Genomic DNA, 12,639 nt, shown 5'->3' on the forward strand with positions numbered 1-12,639 from the left:
GGGCGCGCGGCTCGGAGCCGCGGGTTCCGCGCGGGTCCGCCGGCACGAAGGCGACGCGGGCGTCGGCCTCGAAGCGCGGATGGGTGTCGCCGCCGCCCGAAAGCTTCAGCGCGACCGCGCCGTCCGCCCCCGGCTCGCCGCTGACGAGGGTGAACGGCAGGCCGCCGCTGCTGCCCGAGACCCGCCACGGGCCGACGAGCGCCGGCGCCTGGACCTGCACGGCCTCCGCGTAGAACTGGTCGGTGCGCCCGGTCGACGGCACGAACGTGGTCAGCAAGAGCTGCTGGACGTGAAAGTCTTCGACCGCGAGGTCGCGCCCGCGCAGGGTCTCGCCGAGGCCGGCAGGCACCACGAGGGCGTCGCCTTCGGTCACCGGCAGCTTGATCTCGGCGCGGCCGATCCGCGTCTCCGTGAACCGGACCGCGCCCGACAGCAGCGGGGTCAGGCCGAGCTCGGCCTTGACGAAACGCAGGTCGAGGGCGGGCTTTCCCGCATCGTCGCCGAGGTGCAGGCGGTCGAGGCGCAGGCGCGGCGAGGGCAGCAGCCGCACGTCGATGCGGCCCTCGGTGCGGACCGTCAGCCCAAGCGAGCGGCTCACGGTCGCGTCGACGAAGGCGCGATGGGCCGGCCAGTCGATGAAGGGGGGCACGGCGAGCGCCGCGACCAGGATCAGGATGACGGCGCCCGCGAGCGCGGTCAGAAGGTCACGCACCGTGATCGTTCCGCATGCATCCCGCGCCACCCGGCGGGTTCACGGCGGGCATAGCACGGCCGGCGGCAACCAGCGCCAGCGGGCTTTTGTCGGGGGCCGGCAGGGTCGTTTCAGGCAGGCCGCCGGATATTTACCGGATCGCTCGAGCGGCCCCCCTTCCCTCCCCCCTCTGCGGGGGAGGGAAGCGACGGTCCGTTTATCGCCGGGGGGCGACGACCACGCCCGGGGTGGGTTGAGGCGCCTGCATCTGCTGGCTGCGCTGGATCTCCATGCGCGTGGTGTTGTTCTGCGAGGTGATGTTCTGCTGCAGCGCCCGGGACTCGCTCTGGCGGGCGAAGGACTCGTTGGCGGCGTCGGGGTTGCCCTGCCGGACCTGCGCGAGGGCGGGGGTGGCGGCGAGGACGGCGAGGACGGCGATCGGCACGATGCGCATCGGGCGCTCCTGAATTTCGTGTGGTCTTTATGATGTGGGTCTTGCGATGATCTGACCAAGCGGCCGGGCGGCCCCAGGTTCCCCGCCTGCGACTCCCCGCCTGCGACCGTGCGGGGTGGCGACATCGCGTCCGGGCCTCGACGCCGTTCGCGTTTTGGTCCAGGGATTGCCGATGCCGAATTCCTCGCATGCGACGCCGCCTTCCGACGCGGGGCGTGGCCCCAGCTCCATCGCCGCCCGCGCCATGGGGGGCTTGCGCCCGACCACCGCGTCCTACTTGGATGGCCTGAACGAGGAGCAGCGCCGCGCCGTCGAGGCGACGGAAGGCCCCGTCCTGGTGCTGGCCGGCGCCGGCACCGGCAAGACCCGGGTGCTGACCACGCGCATCGCCCACCTGATCAGCACCGGCCGAGCGCGGCCGTTCGACATCCTGTCGGTGACCTTCACCAACAAGGCCGCGCGGGAGATGAAGCACCGGATCGGCACGCTGGTCGGGCCGGCCGGCGAGGGCATGCCCTGGCTCGGCACCTTCCACGCCATCGGCACCAAGATCCTGCGCCGCCACGCCGAGCTGGTGGGCCTGAAGTCCGACTTCACGATCCTCGGCACCGACGACCAGCTCCGCCTGATGAAGCAGGTGCTCAAGGACCAGAACATCGACGAGAAGCGCTGGCCGGCGCGCGCGCTCGGCCACGTCATCGACGGCTGGAAGAACCGCGGCCTCGGCCCGGACCAGATCCCCGCCGGCGAGGCGCAGGCCTTCGCCTTCGGCAAGGGCGGCGACCTCTACACCGCCTACCAGGCGCGGCTCGTGACCCTGAACGCGGTCGACTTCGGCGACCTGCTGCTGCTGTGCCTCAAGCTGTGGCGCGAGAACCCCGAAGTCCTGACCATCTATCAGGACAAGTTCCGCTACATCCTGGTCGACGAGTACCAGGACACGAACGTCGCCCAGTACCTCTGGCTCCGCCTGCTCGGGCAGACCCGGAAGAACATCGCCTGCGTCGGCGACGACGACCAGTCGATCTACGGCTGGCGCGGGGCCGAAGTCGACAACATCCTGCGCTTCGAGCACGATTTTCCTGGCGCCGTGGTGGTGCGGCTGGAGCGCAACTACCGCTCCACCGGCCACATCCTGGCCGCCGCCTCGGGCCTGATCGCCAAGAACCAGGGCCGGCTCGGCAAGACGCTGCGGACCGAGGACGAGCTCGGCGAGCCCGTCACCGTGTCGGGCGCCTGGGATTCCGAGGAGGAGGCGCGGCTTCTGGCGGAATCGATCGAGTCGCTCCAGGCCAAGCAGCACCCGCTTTCCGAAATCGCGGTGCTGGTGCGGATCTCGGCGCAGATGCGCGAGATCGAGGACCGCTTCGTCCAGCTCGGCCTGCCCTACCGGGTGATCGGCGGCCCGCGCTTCTACGAGCGCGCCGAGATCCGCGACGCGCTGGCGTACCTCCGCGCGACCAAGAACCCGTCCGACGACCTCGCCTTCGAGCGGATCGTGAACACCCCCAAGCGCGGCCTGGGCGACGCGACGCTGCAGCAGCTCCACCTCTATGCCCGCGCCGAGCAGGTGCCGCTCCTGCACGCCGCGCGAAAGCTCTGCGAGACCGACGAGCTCAAGCCGCGCGTCCGCTCGACGCTGCGCGCGCTCACCGAGAGCTTTTCGCGCTGGGCGCGGCTCGTCGAGAGCAACCCGCATTCCGAGGTGGCGCAGACCATCCTCGAGGAATCCGGCTACACCGAGATGTGGCAGAAGGAGAAGTCGGCCGACGCCGCCGGGCGGCTGGAGAACCTCAAGGAGTTCGTCCGCTCCATGGAGGAGTTCCCCGACATGGGCGCCTTCCTCGAGCACGTCTCGCTGGTGATGGAAGCCTCTGAGGCCGAGGGTGCCGACCGCGTCTCGCTGATGACCCTGCACGCGGCCAAGGGCCTGGAGTTCGACACGGTGTTCCTGCCCGGCTGGGAGGACGGCCTTTTCCCGAACCAGCGCGCGCTCGACGAGAGCGGCCGCGCCGGCCTGGAGGAGGAGCGGCGCCTCGCCCATGTCGGGCTCACGCGCGCCCGCAAGCGGGCAAAGCTGTCGTTCGCCGTCAACCGCCGCATCCACGGCCTGTGGTCCTCGACCATCCCGTCGCGCTTCATCGACGAATTGCCCGAGACCGCCGTCGACGTGATCGAGGCGCCGGCCCACTTCTCGGCCGGCGCGTCGCGGTTCGACCGCAACCCGCAGCCCTTCGGCTCCAGCTACGGCACGCCGGGCTGGCAGCGGGCGCAGGCCAACACCGGGCAAGGGAACGGCGGATCCGGCAACTTCGGCAAGGGCGCGGCGCACACCACCGCCCGCGGCTTCGGCGCCTCGCCCGGCGGTGGGCGCGGCGGGCCGCGCCAGATCGAAGGCGAGCTGATCGCCAAGTCCACCGGCGCGCCCTCTGCCTTCGAGACCGGGATGCGGGTTCTGCACACCAAGTTCGGCCCCGGCGACGTGGCCGCCGTCGACGGCAACAAGCTCACCGTTGACTTCGACAAGGCCGGTCGCAAGATGGTACTCGACAGCTTCCTGCAGCCGGCCTGACGCCGCCGCGGGACGGCGTCGGGTAGAGGCGTAGGACACGACCTTGGGCGGACCGGACACGGCCCCATCCCCCGACCTTCCCGGCGTACGACACGCCCGTCTCCGAACCATTTCGGCAACACCCGTCCACCACCGTCATGCGGTCGTCGCAGGCGGCGATTCTATGGTGCGCGCGTTGCATGCTCCTGCAACGACGAGGCCGGCCGCATTCGCGGCTCGCCTTGTCCACAAGCTTCGTGTCGTGGGCCGGAACCGGCTCGAGGCAGCCTGATTGCTTTGAGAGAGGCATAGTAAGCCCCGTCACGAAGGTAGAGCGAAGAGCGGTCCCGAGGTTAGCAAGTTCCTAGCTTAGCAAGTCCTTTTGGTTAGCAAGTCCTTTTGGTTAGCAAGTCCCACGCGGAGTGTTGATCGATGAAAAGACGGCGCGCACGACTCGAGCTGGTTGAAGACCGCACGGTCCGGCTGCACAGGACCCGCTTCGACGAGGAACGAAACCTCGGCCCGATCCAACCGCTGACCGACCGGCAGGCCGAGTACCTCGACGCGCTGGCCCTCCACCCGCAGGTGATCGTGCTCGGCCCGGCCGGCACCGGGAAGACCTACATCGCCGGCACCCGCGCCGCCGACCTGCTGCGCCAGCGCCGCATCGCCAAGGTGATCATCACCCGCCCCAACGTCCCCGGCGGCCGCTCGCTCGGCTTCTTCCCCGGCACCCTCGAGGAGAAGATCGCACCCTGGGTCGCGCCGCTCACCGAGGCGATGAAGGAGCGGATGGGCGCCGCCGCCTTCGAGATTGCGCTGAAGGCCGGCGACATCGAGATCGTACCCTTCGAGGTGATGCGCGGGCGCACCTTCAAGGACTGCCTCGTGATCCTCGACGAGGCGCAGAACACGACCACCGCCGAGATCAAGATGTTCCTCACCCGCATCGGCGACGCGTGTCAGGTGATCATCAACGGCGACGTCTCGCAGACCGACCTGCGCGAGACCTCGGGCCTGCGCACCGTCATCCACCTGATCAAGAGCCGGATGATGCCGATCCCCGTCGTGGAGTTCACCCGCGACGACATCGTCCGCTCCGGGATCTGCGCCGAATGGGTGAAGGCGTTCGAGGAAACGAATCTCTGAGTTGTACGTTACCAGCGGCGGGTCGAAGCGGAGACCCGCCGCGCTTCTCCGGCGCGACTTCCTTCTCCCTTCCTTCGGACCCGGAGGATGGAATGGGTGCCGCGGCCCGACGACAAGAAACAGGATTATCTCCGTGAGGAAACTGACCTTCGCCGTTGCCGTGCTCGCCTCGCTCGGCGCCGCCGCGATCACCGCCCCCGCCTCTGCCGCCCCCGGCGCCCCGATGGGCGTGACCGCCCCCGACGCGATCGAGCATGTGCAGATGCACCGCATGGAGCGCCGCATGATGCATCGCCGGATGGAGCGTCGCATGATGCACCGTCACATGGAGCGCCGCATGATGCGCCGTCACATGGAGCGCCGGATGATGCGCCGCATGTGATCTGATCGCTTCGATCAGGTCGGCGACGGGGTCCTTCGGGGCCCCGTTTTTGTTTGCGGCATCCCCATCCCGCGCCGTCCCGCCGGATTGCCGCGGACTCCGCGGATTCCTATGTCGGAGCGCAGGCCGGGTTGCGGCTGCGACGCTTTCGGAGACCACATGCCCCCGTCCAACCGCCTGTTCGACGACTTCGCCCGCCTGATGACCGATGCCGCCGGCGCCGCGCAGGGCGTACGCCGCGAGGCCGAGACGGTGATCCGCGCCCAGGCCGAGCGGCTGATCCGCGACATGGACATCGCCTCCCGCGAAGAGCTCGACGTCCTGCGCGACATGGTCGCCACCTTGCGCTCGCAGAACGAGGCGCTGACCGCCCGCGTCGCGGCGCTGGAGGCCGACGCGAAGCCGCCCGCGGCCGCCGTCGCCGGGGCGAGCGAGGCGATCTGATCGACGGTGGCGAGGGCCGGGTCGCCGGCGCGAATCGGCCCCGGCGGGGCGGCGGGCTTGTACACAGGAAGCGCGCGCGAACGATCCATTTCCTGTTCACCGGCCGGGGGAAGCGCTTTGTGTCGCGAGTCCGCACCGGTTTATAGTCGGTGACGTACTGATTCGCCTTAACCCGCCGAAGACGGGACGCCGCAGAGCCGCCGCCACGAGGTATACCGTCCCATCGGGACAAGTGTCGTCGCGTCGTGACGTGGTTTCGTGCTTCGGTTCTTTTTTGTTCACCATGCCGCGGCGCTCGAATACGGCGGCGTCATTTCGGATCGTCATGCCACAGCTTCACGTCGACATCGAGGGCTACGATCGGATCGAGCACCCGCTCGATGTCGTCGAGCGGCTTGCCGCGCTCCGCGACTGGATCTTCGATCGCGCCGAGACGGACGAGATGTCCGTGGTGGTGGCCGGACGCTGGACCGAGTACCAGGTCGCCTTCACCTGGATCGAGGATGTCGAGGCGCTGCACGTCGCCTGCGCCTTCGACCTCAAGGTGCCGGACCGGCGCCGCACCGAGGTGCAGCGCCTGATCGCCCTGATCAACGAACAGCTCTGGATCGGCCATTTCGACCTGTGGTCGAGCGACGACGTGGTGATGTTCCGCCATTCCCTGCTGCTCGCCGGCGGCTCGGTGCCGACGCACCCGCAATGCGCCATGCTGTTGAAGTCGGCGGTCGAGGCGTGCGAGCGCTACTACCAGGCGTTCCAGTTCGTGCTCTGGGCCGGCAAGTCCGCCCGCGAGGCGCTGGACGCCGTGCTGTTCGAGACCGAAGGCGAGGCCTGAGGCGCACCATGGTGGGTTCCGCAGGCGGCGCCCTGCCCGCCTCCCTGACCCTCGTCGGGGCGGGCAAGATGGGCGGGGCGATGCTCGAGAGCTGGCTCGCGGCCGGCCTCGACCCGTATCGCACCACCGTCGTCGAGGCCCATCCCACCGACGCTTTGCGTGCGCTCTGCACGGCGCGCGGCCTCGCCCTGAACCCGGCCACCGTCGCGCCGGCCGCCATCCTCGTCGTCGCGATCAAGCCGCAGGGCTTCCCTGACGCCGCGCCCGACCTCGACCGGATGGTCGGCCCCGACACCGTCGTCCTTTCGATCCTGGCGGGCAAGACCGTCGCCGACCTCGCCGGCCGGCTGCCGAGCGCCCGGGCGATCGTGCGGGCGATGCCGAACCTGCCGGCCAGCATCGGCCGCGGCGCCACCGGGGCCTTCGCCAACGCGGCGGTGACGCCAGAGCGGCGCGACGCCGTCGCGGCCTTGCTGTCCGCCAACGGACTCGTCGAATGGGTCGGGTCGGAGGCCGAGATCGACGCGGTCACCGCCCTGTCGGGCTCCGGCCCGGCCTACGTCTTCCTGATGGTCGAGGCGATGGCCGAGGCCGGGATCGCCGCCGGGCTCGACCCGCAGGTGGCGGCGCGCCTCGCCCGCGCCACGGTCTGCGGCGCCGGCGCCCTCCTCGACGCGAGCGACCTGCCCGCATCGGAGTTGCGCCGCAACGTCACCTCGCCGGGCGGCACCACCGCCGCCGCCCTCGACGTGCTGATGCGCGCCGACGCGCTCAGTCCCCTGGTGCGCGAGGCCGTCGCAGCAGCGCAGCGCCGGGCAGGCGAGCTGGCGGGCTGAGGACCACCGCCATAGGGCATGCGGGGTTCCTCCAGCCCACCCCCTCATCCTGAGGCGCCCGCGTCAGCGGGCCTCGAAGGAGCGCTCCAGGGATCGCGCGCAAGCTGGAAGGCTCCTTCGAGGCCTCCGCTTCGCTGCGGCACCTCAGGATGAGGATGGTGGATGGGAATGGGCTGTGAAGGCTCGATCCGCCGACATCACCGGTCCAGGCCCGCCGGCACCAGCGCCACCCGGTCGAGTCCCTTGGCCAGCACCGATCCCCCGGGCGGGGCGTCGCGGAGCTCGCGCCAGTTCACCCCGGCGCCGTCCGGCAGGACGACCTCGCCGTCGAGGCGCATCGGGGCGTTCGCCTCGATCGCGGCGAGGCCGTCGAGGAGGTGGCGCGTGACCGGGACCGGCCAGAGCAGGTCGAGGTCCGAGGTGGTGGAGAGGTAGGCGAGGCCGGTCAGGCGTTGCCACTGCAGGCCGCCGAACACCTGCGGGACGACGCCGTATTCGGCGGCGAGCGCCAGCACCGCGTCGACGGTCGGATGCCAGGCCGGCGGCGCGGCCGGGCGCGCGGCGGCGAGGGTCACCGGAGGGGACGGCGTGGCGTCGGTCCACGGCACTGCGAGGCCGATGCGGCGCTTGCCGTCGGCCGGCGGCAACGGCAGCCCGGCGGGCAGGTGATCGCCTTCGCCGGGGAAGCGCCGCCGCACGATCACCGGCCGGCCGTCGCGCGCCCAGGTCGCGACGTGCGGCACGCCGTCGAGGTCGGGGCGCCCGGCCAGAAGCCGATGCCAGGCCTCGGGCGCCACCACGAACAGGTCGTGGCGGCGGATCGCCCTCACGCCCGCGCCGCCTCGACCACCCGCGCGGCGATGTCGTGCGCGACCGGGCGGCCGCCGCGGGCCTTGCCGAGGGCGTCGCGGTCGTCCTGCCGCGGCAAGTCTGTGATCAACGCCGCGATCTGCGGCCCGAGCGGCTGGACTGGGTCGAGCACCGCCTGCACCGCGCCGGCCTGGACCATGTTGTCGAGGCCGGGGGCGAAGACCGGCGTGGACTTGGCCATCGCCTCGAGCTTTTCCAGGGGCAGCTTGGTGACGCGGGCGACGGAGGGCAGGTCCATCACGCTCGGGTTGGCGCCGGGCAGCGCCACGAGCACCCGCGTCGCCAAAGCCGTGGCGATGAAGGCGCCGGCGGCCGAGTGGCCATAGATCAGGCCGATCGTCGGATGGCCCTGCGCGTCCGCCAGAAGCAGCGCCTTGGCCAGATGCGCCAGGCACTCGTTCAGGCCAAGGAGCTCGTCGCGCCGGCTCATGCGCTGGCTGTCGGAATCGACCAGCACCAAGATCGGCGCGGCGCCCCCGGCCCGCACCGTCGCCAGCACCGCGGCCGAGAGCGTCAGCGCGCCCTCGATCCCGAGCGGCGTGTCGCCGTCGACGCCGACCACCGAAAGGTCCCGGCCGTCGAGCGGACCGCGGCCGGTGATCAGCCCGTCGGCCAAACTCACCGAATGGCCCTCGGGGAACAGCGAGGCCAGGATCTCAGCGAGCGTCATGAGTCGTCCCTTCGAGTCCGGCGACGAGGCTGTCGAAGTCGGCCGCCGACAGCGCCGGCACGCCGGCCGGATCGTTGACGCCGAGGCGCGCCCAGATCTCGGTGGCGTCGCGGCAATCGCCGAAGCGCGCGATGCGGGATTCGAGCCGCGCCTGCTCCGCCTCCAGCGTCGCAAGGTCGAAAGCCGGCGCCCGACCGGCCAAGTCGAGGGCGGCTTGCCGGAACGCCGCCACGGTGTCGTCGCAGAACACGTCGGCGCCCCCGGTGAGCCGCCGGTGCTTGCCGCCCATGGTGCGCCAGACCAGGGCGCGGTCCTTCGAGTCGAACTCCTCGGCGCCCTTGTTGGTCTCGATCACCTCCGGACCGGAGACCGAGATGCGCCCGCCCTCCGAGACCGCGAGGCGCGAGCAGGTGCCGGCGATGAGGCCGCCGCCGCCGAAGCAGCCGGCGCGTCCGCCGACCAGCCCGACCACCGGGATGCCGACCCGGCGCAGGTCGGCGATGGCGCGCATGGTCTCGGCGATGGCGGTCTCGCCCGCGTTGGCCTCCTGCAGGCGGACGCCGCCTGTGTCGAACAGGATCAGGACGGCGTCCGGCGTCTCGGTGAGCGCGGCGCGTAAAAGGCCGACGAGCTTGGCCCCATGCACCTCGCCGAAGGCGCCGCCCATGAAGCGGCCTTCCTGCGCGGCGAGGTAGACCGCGCGGCCGTCGAGCCTGCCCCGGCCGACGACGACGCCGTCGTCGAAGGCGCGGGGCAGGTCGAACAGCGGCAGGTGCGGACTCATCGCGCGCTGCTCGGGCCCGACGAATTCCTCGAAGCTGTCCGCGTCGAGGAACGCAGCGACGCGTTGCCGGGCGCTGGCCTCGTACCAGCTCAGGCTCATCGGCCGCCCTCCATCAGGCGGGCGCCCTGCGCCAGCCGCAGCGACACCGTGTCGGGCCGGGCGCCGCCGTCGTTGATCGCGATGCGCAGGCCGCCGGGCTGGGTCCGCGCCACGAAGTCGGCGGCCACCGCCTCCCAGACGTCGCCGTAGCCGACGACCGGGGTCGCGATCTCGATGGTGCACTGGTCTGCCGGCAGCACGCGCTCCAGCAGCACCTCCAGGTTGCCCGACGCCACCACCCCGGTGATCGCCTGCGCCTTGGTGCCCGCGAGCGGCTTTTGCGTGGTGTGGCGGAAGGTCATCGTTTCCATGGGAACGCGTCCTTATGTTCGCAGCGCCATCCGGCCCGATCGCGGGTCCCCTCTCCCGTTCGGAAGAGGGACAGGGTGAGGGGCGAAGTCTTTCCGGAGAGGTCGCACCCCTCACCCCAACCCTCTCCCGAACTGGAGAGGGGGCCGCGTGGCGTGTCCCACGCCTTCTCCGTCAACGGACCCATCTCACCAGTTCCGGAACCGGGCGGGCGGCTCGTACAGGCCGCCCGACCAGTGCACGAGATCCTTGATCGAGCGCGCCGCGAGCAGGGAGCGGTCGGCGTCGAGGGGCTCGATCCCGAGATCCTCCGGGCGGCGGACGATGCCGCGGGCGCGCAAGGCCTCGACCTTCGCCCTGTCGCGGCCGCGGCCGACCTCGGTGTAGCCGGCCACCCCGCGGATCGCCTGCTCGCGCTCGTCCGCGTCGCGGCAGAGCAGGAGGTTGGCGATGCCCTCCTCGGTGACGATGTGGGTGACGTCGTCGGCGTAGACCATCACCGGCGCCAGTTCGAGACCGATCTTCTTCGCCAGCTCCAGGGCGTCGAGGTGCTCGACGAAGGCGGGCACGAGCCCGTCGCCGAAGGTCTCGACGAGCTGGACCACGAGCTTGCGCCCGCGCCTCAAGGCCGGGTCGCCGGTGCCGCCGGCCTCGCGCCCGGCCTTCATCCAGGTGTCGGACGGGTGGCGGCGGCCATGCGGGTCCGAGCCCATGTTCGGCGCGCCGCCGAAGCCCGCGACGCGGTTCGTCGTGACGGTCGAGGAATGGCCCTGAAGGTCGATCTGCAGGGTCGAGCCGATGAACAGGTCGCAGGCGTAGAGCCCGGCCGTCTGGCAGAAGGCGCGGTTCGAGCGCAAAGACCCGTCGGCGCCGGTAAAGAAGATGTCCGGCCGCGCGGCGATGTAGCGGTCCATGCCGACTTCCGAGCCGAAGCAGTGCACCTGCTCGACGAAGCCGGACTCGATCGCCGGGATCAACGTCGGGTGCGGGTTCAGCGCCCAATTGGTGGCGATCTTGCCCTTCAGCCCGAGTTTTTCGGCGAACGTCGGCAGCAGCAACTCGATCGCCGCGGTGCCGAAGCCGATGCCGTGGTTGAGCCGGCGGATGCCGTACTCGGCGTAGATGCCCTTGATGGCCATCATCGCCATCAGGATCTGCGTCTCGGTCACGGCCGCCGGGTCGCGGGTGAACAGCGGCTCGACGTAGAACGGCTTGTCCGCCTCGACCACGAAGTCGATCCGGTCGCCGGGGATGTCGACGCGGGGCACCGTGTCGACGATCTGGTTCACTTGCGCGATCACCACGCCGTTCTTGAAGGCGGTGGCCTCCACCACCGTCGGCGTGTCCTCGGTGTTGGGGCCGGTATAGAGGTTGCCGGCCCGGTCGGCCGAGACGCCGGCGATGAGCGCCACGTTCGGCGTGAGGTCGATGAAGTAGCGCGCGAACAGCTCCAGGTAGGTGTGCACCGCCCCGAGCTCGATCTGCCCGCCGTAGAGCATCTTGGCGATGCGCGCGCCCTGCGGGCCGGAATAGGAATAGTCGAGCCGCCGGGCGATGCCGGTCTCGAACACGTCGAGGTGTTCGGGCAGCACGATGCCCGATTGGACCATGTGCAGGTCGTGGACCTTGCTCGGGTCGCAGGCGCCGAGGCCGCGCGCGAGACAGTCGGCCTGCTTCTGGTTGTCGCCCTCCAGGCACACCCGGTCGCCGGGGCGCAGGACCGCCTCCAGCAGCTCGACCACCGCCTCGTGCCGCACGACCTTGCCGGACGCATGCGCCCGGCCGGCCGCGATCCGCTCGTCCCGCGCCGTCCTCTGCTTGCGCCAGTCGGTCATTCCGATGTCCTCGAAGCCGGCAGCCCGACGCTGCGGCTCGCATGCAAACGCGCGATCCGACACCGAACGCGTATGCGCAGACCTCGTTCGATCACATCATCGTATCCCAGATTGCCGAACTGTCAATATTTTGCATACTGGTGGGCAACCGAGACGAATCACGAGATCGGGACGGAGACGCCGGATGCCGCAGCCCGTCGCACCGCAAAACCCCCATTCGTGGGGCTCCGACCGGCCTCCCCGGGGCTTCGAGCCGCGCGGGCCCCGGCCATGATCATCGCCGGGGTCGCCTTGCTCGCCGCCTGCACGCTGGTCGGCGTGTATCTCGGCGACCTCCTCGGGGTCGCGCTCGGGGTGAAGGCCAACGTCGGCGGCGTCGGCATCGCCATGTTCCTGCTCATCGCCGCCCGCGTCTGGCTGGTGCGGACCGGCCGCCTGACCAAGAACGTCAAGTTCGGCGTCGAGTTCTGGGGCGGCATGTACATCCCGATCGTCGTCGCCATGGCGGCCCAGCAGAACGTCGTCGCCGCGGTGAGCGGCGGCCCGATCGTGATCATTGCCGCCCTCGGCTCCCTGGCGATCTGCTTCGCTGCGGTCGCGTTGCTGAGCCGCCTCGGCGGCCGCGACGCAGGGAGCCCCGAGGTCGCGCAGGGCGGCGCGATCCTCGGCGGCGACGTCGACGAACGGCCCGCCGACGCCTCGGCGATCTCCGCAAGCCGGAAGGGGTGAG

14 protein-coding genes are annotated in these 12,639 nt (G+C 70.8%); 7 read left to right on the top strand and 7 right to left on the bottom strand.

From position 1 onward, the window contains the following. Both FV229_RS08580 and FV229_RS08585 read right to left on the bottom strand, forming a co-directional pair. On the bottom strand, positions 1 to 712 hold a 712-nt coding region (locus tag FV229_RS08580; protein ID WP_147751558.1), incomplete at its 3' end, for an AsmA family protein. A gap of 196 nt (positions 713 to 908) precedes the next feature. Then, the gene (locus FV229_RS08585) at positions 909 to 1,145 is read right to left on the bottom strand and encodes a hypothetical protein (RefSeq protein ID WP_147751559.1); all 237 of its coding nucleotides are present in this window, start codon (positions 1,143 to 1,145) and stop codon (positions 909 to 911) included. A 172-nt stretch (positions 1,146 to 1,317) separates the two neighbouring features. Here FV229_RS08585 and FV229_RS08590 point away from each other — a divergent pair, with 172 nt between their 5' ends. The 6 genes from FV229_RS08590 to proC all read left to right on the top strand — a co-directional run bounded on the left by FV229_RS08590 (position 1,318) and on the right by proC (position 7,342). Continuing rightward, positions 1,318 to 3,717: a UvrD-helicase domain-containing protein gene (locus FV229_RS08590; protein WP_147751560.1), complete on the top strand. Its 2,400-nt coding sequence runs from the start codon at positions 1,318 to 1,320 to the stop codon at positions 3,715 to 3,717. Positions 3,718 to 4,128: 411 nt separating this feature from the next. Further along, positions 4,129 to 4,845, top strand: coding sequence for a PhoH family protein (locus tag FV229_RS08595; RefSeq protein WP_147751561.1), 717 nt, complete (start codon positions 4,129 to 4,131; stop codon positions 4,843 to 4,845). 133 nt (positions 4,846 to 4,978) lie between these two features. Continuing rightward, positions 4,979 to 5,227: a hypothetical protein gene (locus FV229_RS08600; protein ID WP_147751562.1), complete on the top strand. Its 249-nt coding sequence runs from the start codon at positions 4,979 to 4,981 to the stop codon at positions 5,225 to 5,227. Positions 5,228 to 5,386: 159 nt separating this feature from the next. Next, a complete protein-coding gene (locus FV229_RS08605) occupies positions 5,387 to 5,671 on the top strand; it encodes an accessory factor UbiK family protein (RefSeq protein ID WP_147751563.1) in 285 nt (94 codons plus the stop codon). Positions 5,672 to 5,996: 325 nt separating this feature from the next. Then, positions 5,997 to 6,506 (top strand): YbjN domain-containing protein, encoded by a 510-nt coding sequence (locus tag FV229_RS08610; protein ID WP_147726522.1) that lies wholly within the window; start codon positions 5,997 to 5,999, stop codon positions 6,504 to 6,506. 8 nt (positions 6,507 to 6,514) lie between these two features. Beyond that, positions 6,515 to 7,342, top strand: coding sequence for a pyrroline-5-carboxylate reductase (gene proC / locus FV229_RS08615; RefSeq protein ID WP_147751564.1), 828 nt, complete (start codon positions 6,515 to 6,517; stop codon positions 7,340 to 7,342). Between the two features lie 197 nt (positions 7,343 to 7,539). Here the strand turns inward: proC and mdcG are convergent, their stop codons facing one another. The 5 genes from mdcG to mdcA form a co-directional block, all read right to left on the bottom strand. Beyond that, a complete protein-coding gene (gene mdcG, locus FV229_RS08620) occupies positions 7,540 to 8,172 on the bottom strand; it encodes a malonate decarboxylase holo-[acyl-carrier-protein] synthase (protein ID WP_147751565.1) in 633 nt (210 codons plus the stop codon). Further along, positions 8,169 to 8,882, bottom strand: a complete 714-nt coding sequence (gene mdcE, locus FV229_RS08625; protein WP_147751566.1) for a biotin-independent malonate decarboxylase subunit gamma — start codon at positions 8,880 to 8,882, stop codon at positions 8,169 to 8,171. The genes mdcG and mdcE overlap by 4 nt, the downstream gene beginning before the upstream one ends. Next, entirely contained in the window at positions 8,869 to 9,765 is an 897-nt protein-coding gene (locus FV229_RS08630; protein ID WP_147751567.1) for a biotin-independent malonate decarboxylase subunit beta, read from the bottom strand. The genes mdcE and FV229_RS08630 overlap by 14 nt, the downstream gene beginning before the upstream one ends. Further along, positions 9,762 to 10,076: a malonate decarboxylase acyl carrier protein gene (gene mdcC, locus FV229_RS08635; protein ID WP_147751568.1), complete on the bottom strand. Its 315-nt coding sequence runs from the start codon at positions 10,074 to 10,076 to the stop codon at positions 9,762 to 9,764. Before mdcC ends, FV229_RS08630 begins: the two co-directional genes overlap by 4 nt. 186 nt (positions 10,077 to 10,262) lie before the next feature. Further along, positions 10,263 to 11,909, bottom strand: a complete 1,647-nt coding sequence (mdcA, locus tag FV229_RS08645; RefSeq protein ID WP_147751570.1) for a malonate decarboxylase subunit alpha — start codon at positions 11,907 to 11,909, stop codon at positions 10,263 to 10,265. Positions 11,910 to 12,179: 270 nt separating this feature from the next. On the opposite strand from mdcA, the gene madL reads away from it, so the two are divergent. Next, positions 12,180 to 12,638 carry a malonate transporter subunit MadL gene (madL, locus tag FV229_RS08650; RefSeq protein ID WP_147751571.1) on the top strand — a complete coding sequence of 153 codons (459 nt, stop codon included), beginning with the start codon at positions 12,180 to 12,182 and terminating at the stop codon, positions 12,636 to 12,638. The last annotated feature ends 1 nt before the right edge of the window (position 12,639 follow it).

The sequence above is a fragment of the Methylobacterium sp. WL120 genome, from assembly GCF_008039465.1.
GTDB classification, from domain to species: domain Bacteria; phylum Pseudomonadota; class Alphaproteobacteria; order Rhizobiales; family Beijerinckiaceae; genus Methylobacterium; species Methylobacterium cerastii.